We start from the raw sequence: 12,865 nt of genomic DNA, 5'->3' as shown, positions 1-12,865 counted from the left end.
TGTTTTTTGACGGGGTCACGTGCCACCAAAATCGTATCGGCCGCTCCCTTCCGGCCGCAGTCTAGCGATTACCCGTTTATATCCCACAGGGGGCGCGCAGCGCCCGCTCAGTTTTTTAGAAGGCGCGCTCAGCAAAGCCGGCCTGCTGAGCGCAAAGCGATGATCGACCGTGAGCACGACCTGCCGATCACCAAACAGGCGGAAGTTTTGAAGATCAGCCGTGGCAGTATCTATTATCTACCACGTCCGGTGTCGCCCGCCGACCTCGCGATCATGCAGCGGCTTGACCGGCTGCACCTGGAGTTTCCTTTCGCCGGTTCGCGAATGTTGCGAGACCTGCTGGCTGCCGAGGGGTGCAAGATCGGCCGCCGGCATGTCAAAACGCTGATGCGGCGGATGGGGATAGAGGCGCTCTATCGCCGGCCGCGTACCACCAAGCCCGAACCCGGGCACAAGATCTATCCGTATCTGCTGCGCGGGATGGAGATCACACGCCCGAACCAGGTCTGGGCGATGGACATCACCTACATCCCGATGGCGCGCGGCTTCGTCTATCTCGCGGTGGTGCTGGACTGGTTCAGCCGCCGGGTGCTGTCGTGGCGCGTCTCGATCACTATGGAAGCCGCATTCTGCGTCGAGACGCTGGAGGACGCTCTCGCTCGCCATGGCAAGCCGGACATCTTCAATACCGACCAAGGCTCGCAGTTCACGGGCGCCGCGTTCACCGGCATGCTCGCCAGTCATGGCATCGCCATCAGCATGGACGGTCGGGGCGCCTGGCGCGACAACGTGTTCGTCGAGCGTCTGTGGCGCAGCATCAAATACGAAGAGGTCTATCTGCGCGCCTACGACACCGTGTCCGACGCCCGCGCCTCGATCGGCCGATACCTCGCCTTTTACAATGGCCGGCGTCCCCACTCGAGCCTTGACGGCGGCACCCCCGATCAAGCTTACTTCAGCCCGCTGCCGTTCCGCGCGGCAGCCTAACTCTGGCAGAAACTCCACTTATCGACGCGGAATTGCTGTTCAGACAACCGGGGCCAGCTCTCTCGTCACCTTGTCCACGCGACTGGCAGAAGCGATGTGTCGCGCGGCAATCTCCAGGTTGAGATCAGTGATCCTTTCAAAGATACGAGCGGCGATCGTCTCCGCCTCTTCGGCGGTCAACGATCGGATTCCGAGCGAAGCCAGTTCCTGTCTGAGAATTCTGGCTACGATCGATTTGACCCTCATTTTGGGTAGGCCCTAAAGCCTCGATCCAAGCTCAGCCAGCGGGCGCGATCAATAAGACCTTCGCCGACTCGGTAAAAGTACGGGCCGGGCGGCACGCGCGCCCAGGCGCCCCGAAAGGGGATGGATTTTTCAGCAAATCAGCGGGATTCGAGCCTCTGCGTGGTAAAGCCGCGCGCGACCCACAACCCCATCGAAGCAAGGATGAACAAGAGCATTGGCGGACCTATTACCAGGCCGGGATAAAACGCGGTCGGTATAGGATGTTCGCGCGATCTTGCCGGCGCGAAATCGCACCATGGACCCCGCTTCGAGCGATCGCCGCACTGGGCGTCATGCTCGCTCCGCCGCTATAGACGGCGGGACCCTGGTTACTTCCAGGAATAGGGCGGGTATTCCAGGTCCGGGTTTCCAAGCTTACCGCCGTCCCTCAGCCTTCCGCAGAGACGATGCGACCGACACCGCATCAGCTACGACTGGATGCTCGATGGCTGCCTGAAGGCCTCAAGAGGATGGTCGACGAGCGCCGCGGGCGGGCGGCTGGCTCTACCGAGACCCGTGGCGATCGTGGCGAAGTATGCCCAGCTCACGATCGAGCAAAAGGCGATCGTGACGGCTGAGGTCTACCGCATCCTGGCGGAGCGTGACCAATGAAACGCCGAGGCAGCCGCTGGCTGAAGTCTGCGCCTAGACGCTCAGCCACATCGCAGCATAGAAGCCCGTCGGCCCCGCAGCCGGCGGGTTCATTTCTGTGAAAAAGATCGGCGTGGTGGGGAGTTACCGTCCACGACTGTTCAAGAGCGAGTACCGTCCTTCCGTTCAATCACAGGGAGATTCGGAAATGACACGTATTTTGCTCGTTGCTCTTACGCTTTCTTTTGTTGCTCCGATTGCAAGCGCCGTCGCTGGTCCATGTGACCATGCGTCTGATCGCGCTTCAGACGGATCTCGTTGCGGAGAGCGCGCCGCTGATCGCAGGTCGGGCGGGCGCTAAATAGTTTCAACCAAGGAGGGCCCGCCGGTCCAAGCTGGCGGGCCTTTGTGTTACGCGAAAGGATGCCGCGTCGATCGTGCGGAACGTCGCGGCACAAGCCGCAGGGGTCGCACCAGAGCGGTGCTTGCGGCCTTTCTCTTTCTCGGGGGACCTGTGTGAATTTGGAGACACAATCGGGAATACTCGGCAAACCGGAGGAACGGCGGTTAGACGACATGCTTGTCTTTCCGGTGACGGCCTCAGTCGCACGAGGCAAGAGCCTGTCCGGAGGCCCCAGCATCATCATGCCCCCCGGCCCGATGCTGGGGCCGCCACGGGAGTCGTTTTATGCGAGGTGCCGATTGGATGAGACTTGGAGGGTTGTGTTCGCGCTTAGTGCGACGGCTATTGTCGCCGCCGGCTCCTTCTTTGCCATCCGATTTATCATCGGATTGAACCTCTGACCTCGACCTGAAGCGGCGCCGGAAGCGCCTCGAAAATTATCAATCCCTTGGGCCCGCGGAACGCGATTGAGCTACTGCGCGTCGGGGGTGTGGACAATCTGACGTTCAAGATCGGCCGCCGCTGTCCCGTAACTGGCCGCCACGTCTAGACCCTATGTTTGCCTTCTGAGGTGACGGGCGGCCCGCCCCACGGCAAGCTCCTATCGAGGGTTGCGCCGGATGGTCCGGCGCCGAGCCTCAAGCATGGGGAGCGGGCCTGATGAACGATAGCATTTTCGTGGGGCTGGATGTGCACAAGGCGACGATTTCGGTTGCAGTGGCCGAAGCGATGCGCAGCGGGGAAGTTCGTAACTTGGGGATCATCCCTAATCGCGCCGATCAAATAGCCAAGCTGGCGAAGAAGCTTGGCGAGGGTGACCGGCAGGTAAGTTTTTGTTACGAAGCCGGACCCTGCGGATATGGCCTGTATAGACAACTGACGGGATTGGGACACAACTGCATCGTGGTGGCTCCCTCGCTGATCCCGATGAAAGCCGGCGATCGGGTAAAAACCGACCGGCCGTTGCCGTGACGGTGGTTGCCGAGGTTGGCGACTTCTCTCGCTTTGACAATCCTCGCCAGTTGATGGCCTTTCTCGGCCTCGTGCCGTCGGAGTATTCGAGCGGCGCAACCATCCGACGCGGCAACATCACCAAGGCTGGCAATGCTCTGGCCAGGCGGGCTCTGATTGAGGGGGCATGGACCTATCGCATGCAAGCCCGCGTCAGTCGCAAGCTCCATGACCGTAACGAGCGCCTGCCTCAAGTTATCCGCGATATCGCCTGGAAGGCCCAGGTCAGGCTATGCGCTCGCTATCGCCGCTTGTCGGCGGCCGGCAAACCCAAGGTGATCGTCACCACCGCCATTGCACGTGAGATGGTCGGCTTCCTGTGGGCGATCACTCGTCAAGTACAACTCGGGCCGGCCGCCTGAAGAGCGCTGCTCGACCATATCGGTGCCCAGGGCAGGAGGCAGGGCGCGGTGGGGAATCCTCGTGGCCTGTTATGAGCCGGCATTGCCGACGCTCGCCCTCTAGACCGAGGCAGCCCCAAGACGAAACCACGGTCATGCGGTACCCAACCCGCGCATGAGAGCTTGATCAACCGTCGTCTTTGGCCCAGCCTCCTACCGTGGGCACCTTCGAAGTCCAGCGTCCGGGCGCTCAGCCGGAAGCGGCTCCGCTTGATCGAGTCCCTTGACAGCAAACATAAGAGCAGGCTGTTGAAAAAAGGCGCTCGCCGCCGACCTGCGACCGTGATTCATTGGCTCCGACGGGATTCGGAGATGGTGCGTGCGCGGCGGCGACAATCGAACGGGCGAGCTGTTTAGCTACGTTGATCTGGAGGCGCGGGTGCGGCGTGATCATCCGCTGCGAGCGATCCGGACACTTGTGAACGAGGCGCTGGCGGCGCTGGAGCGGGAGTTTGCCGCGCTCTATTCGCCGATTGGGCGGCCGTCGATCCCGCCGGAGAAGCTGCTGCGGGCAATGTTGCTGCACTTATTCGATCCGCTCCGAGCGGCTTCTGATGGAGCGGCTGGAATACGACCTGCTGTTCCGCTGGTTCGTCGGAATCGGCGTCGACGCCGCCGCCGCCTGGGACCATTCGGTGTTCTCGAAGAACCGCGACCGGCTGCTGGAGGGCGACATCGCGGCCAAGTTCCTGGCCGGGTGCTGGCGCAGCCCAAGGTGAAGAGGCTTCTGTTGAGCGATCACTTCTCAGTCGATGGCACGCTGATCGAGGCTTGGGCCTCAATGAAGAGCGTCAAGCCCAAGGACGGCTCCGGCGAGCCGCCAGCGCCAGGCGGCGGGCGCAATGCCGAAGCGGACTTCCATCGCCAGAAACGCTCCAACGACACCCATGCTTCGACCACCGATCCCGATGCCAGGCTCTACCGCAAGGGTAAAGGCAAGGAGACGAAGCTGTGCTTCATCGGGCACGGGCTGATGGAGAACCGCCACGGCCTGCTCGTCGACGCCTGCTTGACGCAGGCCGACGGGCATGCCGAACGGGTGGCCGCGCTGCACATGATCGAGCCTCGTGCCGACCGACCGACAGCGATCACGCTTGGAGCCGACAAAGCCTACGATGCCGAAGACTTCGTCAACGAACTGCGCTCGATGAACGTGACGCCGCATGTGGCGCAGAACACGAGCGGCCGTAGCTCTGCGATTGACGGGCGAACGACCCGGCAAGGCGGCTATGCCGTCAGTCAGCGCATCCGCAAGCGGATCGAGGAGGCATTCGGCTGGATCAAGACGGTCGCCCGCCAAGAGAAGACCAGCTTCCGTGGCCGTGATCGCGTTGCATGGGCCTTTACCTTCGCTGCCACCGCCTACAATCTGGTGCGGCTGCCCAAGTTGATCGCGGAGACCGGCTGATGGCCAAGGTGCCCGGCTTCGCCAAGGCCTTTGTCGGCCGCTGGCGCATCGTCGAGATGGACGTCTGGGACAGCGACTTCCTCGATCTTGTCGAAGAGGCGCATCTCACCTTCCAGGGCAAGTCCGATGGCGAAATCGCCTTCGGGGCTCTCAAGGGCTTCCTGGACGTGCGCTAGGGCAGCCGCGACGGATCGGCCTGCGCCGAGTTCTCATGGGAAGGGCACGACGAGAATGATCCGTCGTGCGGTCGCGGATGGGCTATGATCGGCACTGCGGGCAGGCTCGTCGGCCACTTCTGCATCCACAATGGCGACGATTCAGCCTTCGTTTGCGAACGCGGTTGAGTTCTTCAACAGCCTGCTAGGTCACCGCTGCTCGGCGGCTATGGTTTCCGCCTTTATTTTTTCGCGCTTGGCTTCAATCTCACGGACAAGCTCATTGGAAGCTGAATATTCGCCCTCACCCACGACCCAAGCCTATCATCTTCTCCAAAGTGCTCTCGGCCGGAGCGAAGCGGCTCGTAGAGCCTCGCATCAAGGATTGGATTCTGAAAAGCGTGCGTGAAGGTCGCTTGCAAATCCCGCAATCGGACGACGGTCTTATGAATAACTGTGCAGTTGGCCAGCATACCGATGTCCAATTTTGACGGGATTTCGTCCAACGACTTGAATCCACACCAAGCACGCAGGCACGCTGAAACCCTACAAGTTTTGGCGGGTGGAACGTTCAATGAATCAAAACTAGGGTTGGTTAGAAGCATCGAACATCTTGCATTAGGGAACTGTTGATAAGAAGTGCCAAGCGAAGCGACCGCTGACGTCGACCTGGGTTTCGGCTGCGTAGAATGCCACCACGTCCAAACGCCTAGCAGTTCATTGGGGCAGGGGCCGGCCATCAGCTGGGATTCTACTCGTATCATAATCGAGCTAGTGGTTTTCGGCTGGCGAAACCCTGGAAACCAGCTTCGGTATCGTCGCTTCAGCACGCGAATTCCTCGTGCGCATTGATCGCCTGTCATGAATTTCCTTCCAGCACCTATCCCCCGCTTTCCTGGCGGCGTCCGGGAACGTCTGACCAGATGAAGGAGATCAGACATGGCCTGCGAGAAACTGATCGATCAAAGCGGACGGATGCTCAAGGGGGCGCTCATCACGCCTGTTGCCTCGGAGCCGAACCAGCCCGACACGATCGTTACGTCGGCGCTGCCGCGGGACGGCAGGCAGACGGCCGACTATGGTAATCTGCAGAATCCTTTTCCGAACTGGCGAGTGATTTCTTGTTCCGATGGCGCGTTTTCACATGAACACCGGAGACTGCCCGTCGGTTCGATTAGCACGTTTTTCAAGGGCTTGGCCATCTTGCGGCAACACGCTATCGGCGCCATTTGTGCCGCGGTCGTTGGAATGTCGCCGCTCTCTGCCGAGCCCTTGGCATTGCGCAGCTATCACGCGCCGATCGGCGAGAGTGCGATCTCCGGCATTTCATCAGGCGCCTTCATGGCAGTCCAGTTCGGCACAGCCTGGTCCTCGATCGTCAAGGGAGTGGGGGGGGTCGCTGGCGGTCCCTATTGGTGCGCTGAGGCCAAGATGTGGCGTGCGACGGGGCCGTGCATGAAGGGGCCTGCATCGGGCCTGAACATCACGGCGTTCACGACGAAGGCTGATGCGAACGCGTCAGCAGGCAAGATCGATCCGGATAGTAACCTTGCCGGGCAGAAGATCTATCTCTTTCACGGCTACAACGACGCGGTCGTCGATAGGGCCGTCACCGATGCGGCTGCCGACTTCTACCGTCGCTATCTAGGTGACGCCAATCGAGGCAATCTCTTCTATCAGACCGCCCTCGGCGCCGGGCACTCCTTCGTGGTGGCCAAGCAGGGCGACACCGGACTGAAGCTGCAGTGCTAACAAGGAACCGTATATTGACCAATGCGGCTACGATCAGGCCGGAATCATCCTGCAGCATATTTATGGCCGCCTCAATCCACCTAATCGCGGGCAGCTCGCGGGCGTCGTGAAGAGCTTCGATCAGTCACTCTATACCACGCCGCAGGCACCCGCCGCGTTGAGCCTGAGCGATACCGGCTATCTCTTCGTGCCTCAGGACTGCGAGCAAGGCGCTCTCCGCCGTGTCCACGTGGCGCTGCACGGATGTCGCCAGAATGCCCGCGAGATCGGGCTCAAGTTCGTCAATGATACCGGCTACAATGCCTGGGCGGATACGAACCGTTTGATCATTCTCTATCCGCAGACCAGGACCAGCTTATATCGGCCCACCAATCCGCAGGCCTGCTGGGACTGGTGGAGCTACGTCAATCACACCAGCAGCTACGTGACCAAGTCTGGGGCGCAGATCAATGCGGTCAAGGCCATGCTCGACGCGCTCGCGACGGATGGCGCGACGCCCGTCAGCGCGACACGGCAATTGACATCAGCACCTCAGGGGCTCACGGTGATTGATGCTTCGGATACTAGCGTTGATCTGGTCTGGTCGCCGCTGGCAGGAGCAACGACTTACCGCGTGCTGCGTGCAGGCCCTGATGACACATTTCAGAGGATCGGCGAGGTTGCAGGAGCCAGCTTCGGCGATTCCGATCTTAGGCCGCAAACAACATATCGCTGGCGCGTCTCGGCCGTTCTCAAAGGAGCAGAAGGACCTGCGTCCGAGGAGGCTAGCGCGACCACGCGATCGACGCCTCCACGCTGCAACCATCCGGGGACTTGCCCGGTGACCAAATAGAAGACTCTTGGTCTCTACCGCCTGCGACGCGAGGCCGGTTCGCAGCGGCGCCTTGCCAATCCTGGCAATCTCATCTTCCAGATGTGGATGCGCTGCGCGGGGGCGTTTACCCATGTCCGATATTGCTCAAGTGTCTGTTTGTTCGCGGGATAATCCAAGCCTGGCGGTACATCGAAGAAACCCGACTGGAGGCTATTGAGCGATCGCACCAATGAGCCGCATAAACATGACAGGTGACGAAACAAAAGATCGACCTCGCTTCGGCATGAAAGCTCCTCGGAAAAATCGGCGGACCGGGCCCAGCTCAAGGCTGATAGCCGCCGTCGATCCGGCTCTCGAGCAGTGCAATCTTCTGCGTCGACCAGGGGCCATCCCGCCTTTCGCAGAGAGGCGGCGGCATCACCGGCCCGCCCTGCGCCTTCAGTCTGCGAAAAATCCGATCAGCATTTGTCTTGACGTCGCCGTACTTGGAACTCGCAGAACCACATCATGTGATTGATGTCCGTCTGCGTAAACAGCGGTCATAAACCTGCAATCAAAGCGTGCTACGTAGTTTGGTCCGATAAATTGCCGCTGCTGGTCGGGATGACGTGCAATGTTTTCTGCTCATTGATTTGTCGGGATGGGTATTCGCGCATGGGCTACGACACTGCTACGGTGAAGATGCTCCGCAACGTCCTTGATGAAGTACTTGCTAGCTCCACGTTCATCGGGCAGGAGCACCGCTCTGCGCTGGAGATCGCGGAGCGCATTCTTTGGCTTGCCTCACAGGGAGAGCGAGAGGCCGCGACAATCAAACAGCACTTGCTGAACGAGTTTTTGGCCAGCGGTAGCAATAGCGTCAGAGCTGAGAAGGCCATCTCGATGGCAAGCATGGCTCCGCGTTTGTGTTCGGGGATACGCCATCGGGGCGCCTAGTGACGTCCATGTCGTCAGCGCCGCAATGTCGTGCGCATCATCCGCTGGCGCGCTGCGATTGATCTGAAGCCCCTGGCCAAGGTTGTCTCCTGCTAACGAGGCTTTGCAGCTTGCATGAGGAATTCAATTGTCGCGAAGACCTGCCTGATACATTCGAAGTCCGCTGTAGGCCGCCATCCCGCAGGGGCGAATGGATGCCAACCAGTTTTCGTAGGTGCCGCGCAGGTCTTTCTGGGCGATACTGTGCAAGGCAAGCGTGGGGCTCACCAATCAATGTGTTTGCCCACGGGTGACGGATGAGCCATTTTTGTCTTCGGTGGATACCAGGGGAAACTATGTCTTGAACGGCAAGGCTGGAGTCGCCGCCGACAGCTTTGACCACGATAAGGAGGCAATGATGAAGCGGATCCCATCATTTCTTCTGGTCACATTTGTGCTCGGGGTCGCTGCGCGCGCCCAGGCTCCTGATCCCGATCCCGCACTGAACAATCCCGATAAGGTGTCGTGGGAATTGTTCACGACGGTCAACAAATCGGTGCCTGGCGTGAACAACAATGTTGTATTCGAGACCTGGGCCTCGAACGAGGATACGTTTCAGCCGAATCCGAAGTTCCCGGGCTCCTCTGCGCCGCCCAACTGCGCGCCGGCGCAGGTCGCGACGCTGACCACAGCGCTACCGCAGCAGCCGCCGGCGAGCCCGGTCGCAAGTCCGAAGATTTTGAACGTGCCGGCGCTGATCGCGCTCGCACCGCGGCAGCCGGGGCTGCAGCCTCACGTTTTGCCGGCGCGGCCTGGAGTCGAAGCCGTCGAAGAGACGCGGCGCAACAGGGCGACGTTTGATTTCATCGCCTGTAACAAGCTGCAGACAAGGGCTGGGCTGCGGGCGGCCTTTGCCAGCGGACAGTCGATCTCGTTTCCGATCGAATCGGTGGAAGTGAAGGCAAACTGGGTGTTGGCGAACGATCTCAGTCCCTCCGAATATCACATCAATACGGCTTCCGATAACAAGCGCTACGCGCTCATTTCCATGCACATCATCTCAAAGCAGGTCCCGAACTGGACCTGGGCCACGTTCGAGCACAAGGACAATATCGGACGCTGCGACTTCATCGGCTGTCACGACAGATTCGGCGCGGTCGTGCCGGATGTCCGTCCGCACGAAGCACCCGGCACGAAATATGATCCGTGCGTCAAGACGCCAGCGCTCAAGAAGCTGTTCGCCGGCAACGGTCTTCCAGCGCTGTGGGAGAATTATTGCCTCAAAGGTAGCCAGACCGATTTCGTGACCGCGACCGGGCTTCCGGTCCATCTCGGCAATTCAGTGACCGAGGCAGGCTTTGACGATACGTCCTCATGCATGACATGTCATTCCCGTGCTGCGGTCAATGCGAACGGCCGCGGAACGACCAGCGCGGGCTTCCTCTCACCGCCGAATCCGGCAGCGTGTCCCGGCGGCCAGGATCGGCTTTGCAGCCCGAACGGTGCGCCGCTGCCCGAGTGGTTCTGGAACAATCCCGGTCAGCCCAACCAGTCGCTGCTCGCGTTGCAGACCGACTTCATCTGGTCCATTCCGCGCGGGGCGATCGGTCCCTGATAGTCGTGGCGCTAGCAGCGAATCGGCGCAAACGCCCGCCGAAGCGGCCGGCGTCCGGTGATGTCGACTATCTGTCGCCGGACGCGCCGCTGAGCCTGACGCTCTATTTGCGGCATCGTCTGCCGGTGCGTCGGCGGCCGGGAAGCGCGGTCGACCTGTCCGAACTGACGCGACGCGTCACCCTGAGCGAGTTGAGGGCTGAGCGCCGGCGCATCCTCAGGCGCTCGGTCGAGCGTATCCGCCGGTTTGCCGAGCGGCGGGGCATGACCGTTATCGCGGTCGACTTCCTCGGCCGCCGCGTCAGGCTCAGGGCCAGCGCCGCCGCTGCCGAACGCGCGTTCGGCACGCGGCTGGCATGGGTCCGGGACGACGGAGTGTGGCGCTACTACCCGTGTTACGAACCGCGCATACCGACGCAGCTCAAGCCGATCGTCCATGCAGTTCTTGGCCTCGATACCAGGAAACCGCGGCTCAGCCGGCTTCGGGAGAATGCCAACGCGGGGAACGGAATCGGCCTGCTTCCCTCCGAGATGGCCCGTCTTTACGGTCTCGATCGCGGCGGTCGCGGGCAAGGCCAGTGTATTGCGATTATCGAGCCCGCCGGCGGTTATCGGCCCGACGACATCGTCAAGGCCTGTCAAGCCATGCAGATCGCGCCGCCGCAGATCGTCGACGTCAATGTCGGGAGCGGTCGCAACAGGCCGGGGTCGAATCCTCGTGCGGATGCGGAAGTGACCCTTGATATTCAGGTGGTCGTCGGCGTCGCACCCGAGGCGCGGATTGTCGTGTATTTCACCGAACTCAGCGAGCCCGGGCTGGTCGCCGGCGTCAGCCGGGCGGTGCACGGCCCCGAGCGCCCGAACGTCGTCATCATCACCTGGGGCGAGCCCGAAACGCTCTGGCCGGCAGAGTCGCGGCTCGGCCTCGACCCAGTGCTGCAGGACGCTATCCGGCTTGGGATCACCGTGCTTGCGACGGCGGGTGACGATCTGGCCTCTGAGCGCATGCAGGACGGCAGGGTCTACGTCAACTATCCTGCATCGAGTCCCTACGTGCTGGGTTGCGGCGGAACGCGCATCGCGCTCGACGGCGCTCGCGGCAGCATCGTGAATGAGACGGTGTGGAACGACGACGGCGTGCACGGCACCGGCGGCGGCATCAGCGAGGAATATCAGGTGCCCGCTTTTCAAGCCGCGGCCCGGATTCCTGGTTCGCTCAATGACGGCAGACGCGGACGCGGGGTACCGGACGTGGCCGCTGCTGCCGCGCCGACGAATGGGTACCGCATCTTCCTCAATGGCGTGGACTTCGTCGCAAGTGGGACAAGCGCGGTCGCTCCGCTCTGGGGTGCGTTCATTGCGCTGATAAATGCACGACGCGGCCAATCGCTCGGCTTTGTAAACGATCGTCTGTACCAGTTGCCGAACCTGCTGCGTCCGATCGTCACCGGGGACAACAAGGATACAACGGGCCTTGGTTACAATGCCGGCCCCGGCTGGAACGCCTGCACCGGTCTCGGTTCGCCCGACGGCGGTGCCATCGTAACGGCCCTGACCACCATTGCATGAGCGCGAGGATCGCCGGCGCGCACTACCTTGGCAAGATTGTAACGGCGCGCGGCCTCATTAGTGGCAAGGTGCCCGACCATGCGGCGGCCACCTAGTTTGCCGTCACAGCGGACCGGGCGCCGGCTCGGAATCGGCGGACTTGCGCACCTTTCCGCAAAACCGTTCTATTTTCAGGTGATCCTTCTTGAGCCGTCTCAGCTCCTGACGCCACTTTGAGCTGCGCTTCAGGGGGCGTATCGTTTTGTGGGGCGGGCGTCACATAATCGTACGCCGCCGCCAATTTTCGTTTGCGAGCAGGACTCGCGCGAGCAGCGCAAGCGCGTGAGCACTGAAATCTCAATAATTCTTTCCGTCATGTTCGTGAGTGAAACAGAAAGGGCTAAACATAAACCTCGCGTATATTCTCCTGTTCGTCGAACTGCAAGTGATCGTTCGAAACTAACGTTGCAACTTAAGCGAGCGGCTCCTAGCCTAGCGAGGGTTGCATCGTCGCAAACGCTCCAAACGGCATTACAAAAAAGAAAAAAGAACACCAACGACTTGTTTAACTCCAGTAGGGGCTAATGAATCATAACCCGCCGCGGCGGCTCTTCAGGTCGATCTCGAACATCTGCACCGAGCCCAATGGGACACGGGTGGCCCGCTTCGTGAACTGCGCGCGCACGGTCGATCGCATCCAAGAAGTTGCGTATGTCCTAGTCGCCATCGTCTTCGGTCAGGACGGCAATGCATAGCTGTCCAGCGGACGCTTGAGCCAGCTCAAGTATAGCCGAACTTGTGCAGCTGACAGGAGCGGTCCCGCTTTCCTGCGGGCATGCACTCGATCTGGTCGACGGGTCGGATCAGGGTAAGCGGCAAAGAGACGCCATCTGGCGGAGTGGATGAGCGATCGGCTATCGGCTGCGGAGTCTGTGAGCCGATGTGAGCTTCTATGTCTGCGCCTAGTTCTGAAACTAGAAC

Annotated in this window: 6 protein-coding genes and 4 pseudogenes; 9 read left to right on the top strand and 1 reads right to left on the bottom strand. The window is 61.0% G+C overall.

Annotation, left to right across the window (positions count from 1 at the left end):
* Positions 1 to 111 precede the first annotated feature (111 nt).
* A pseudogene (locus GGD62_RS40100) lies at positions 112 to 987 on the top strand (IS3-like element ISBj3 family transposase); the annotation flags it as partial.
* 39 nt (positions 988 to 1,026) lie between these two features.
* On the opposite strand, the gene GGD62_RS40095 reads toward GGD62_RS40100, so the two are convergent.
* Positions 1,027 to 1,167 carry a hypothetical protein gene (locus GGD62_RS40095; protein ID WP_246800549.1) on the bottom strand — a complete coding sequence of 47 codons (141 nt, stop codon included), beginning with the start codon at positions 1,165 to 1,167 and terminating at the stop codon, positions 1,027 to 1,029.
* 1,759 nt (positions 1,168 to 2,926) lie between these two features.
* Here GGD62_RS40095 and GGD62_RS40090 point away from each other — a divergent pair.
* From GGD62_RS40090 to GGD62_RS40055, 8 genes and pseudogenes are all read left to right on the top strand, one after another.
* Positions 2,927 to 3,639, top strand: a pseudogene (locus GGD62_RS40090) (transposase).
* 358 nt (positions 3,640 to 3,997) lie between these two features.
* A pseudogene (locus tag GGD62_RS40085) lies at positions 3,998 to 5,086 on the top strand (IS5 family transposase).
* Positions 5,086 to 5,430: pseudogene (locus GGD62_RS40080) on the top strand (hypothetical protein). The pseudogenes GGD62_RS40085 and GGD62_RS40080 overlap by 1 nt, the downstream one beginning before the upstream one ends.
* A gap of 750 nt (positions 5,431 to 6,180) precedes the next feature.
* A complete protein-coding gene (locus tag GGD62_RS40075) occupies positions 6,181 to 6,993 on the top strand; it encodes a hypothetical protein (protein ID WP_183714722.1) in 813 nt (270 codons plus the stop codon).
* 106 nt (positions 6,994 to 7,099) lie between these two features.
* Positions 7,100 to 7,825, top strand: coding sequence for a fibronectin type III domain-containing protein (locus GGD62_RS40070; protein WP_183714719.1), 726 nt, complete (start codon positions 7,100 to 7,102; stop codon positions 7,823 to 7,825).
* A gap of 636 nt (positions 7,826 to 8,461) precedes the next feature.
* Positions 8,462 to 8,743, top strand: a complete 282-nt coding sequence (locus GGD62_RS40065; RefSeq protein WP_104465957.1) for a hypothetical protein — start codon at positions 8,462 to 8,464, stop codon at positions 8,741 to 8,743.
* 397 nt (positions 8,744 to 9,140) lie between these two features.
* The gene (locus GGD62_RS40060; RefSeq protein WP_246800547.1) at positions 9,141 to 10,337 is read left to right on the top strand and encodes a hypothetical protein; all 1,197 of its coding nucleotides are present in this window, start codon (positions 9,141 to 9,143) and stop codon (positions 10,335 to 10,337) included.
* A 5-nt stretch (positions 10,338 to 10,342) separates the two neighbouring features.
* Positions 10,343 to 11,905 (top strand): protease pro-enzyme activation domain-containing protein, encoded by a 1,563-nt coding sequence (locus tag GGD62_RS40055; protein ID WP_104465956.1) that lies wholly within the window; start codon positions 10,343 to 10,345, stop codon positions 11,903 to 11,905.
* The last annotated feature ends 960 nt before the right edge of the window (positions 11,906 to 12,865 follow it).

The organism is Bradyrhizobium sp. ERR14 (genome assembly GCF_014198235.1).
Taxonomy (GTDB): domain Bacteria; phylum Pseudomonadota; class Alphaproteobacteria; order Rhizobiales; family Xanthobacteraceae; genus Bradyrhizobium.
Note: the sequence above shows the minus strand (reverse complement) of the source record. Positions and strands in the feature narration are given on the sequence as shown.

Coding starts and splice junctions, on each gene's coding strand:
- GGD62_RS40075 (WP_183714722.1), top strand. CDS start 6,181: ATGGCCTGCGAGAAACTGATCGATCAAAGCGGACGGATGCTCAAGGGG.
- GGD62_RS40065 (WP_104465957.1), top strand. CDS start 8,462: ATGGGCTACGACACTGCTACGGTGAAGATGCTCCGCAACGTCCTTGAT.
- GGD62_RS40060 (WP_246800547.1), top strand. CDS start 9,141: ATGAAGCGGATCCCATCATTTCTTCTGGTCACATTTGTGCTCGGGGTC.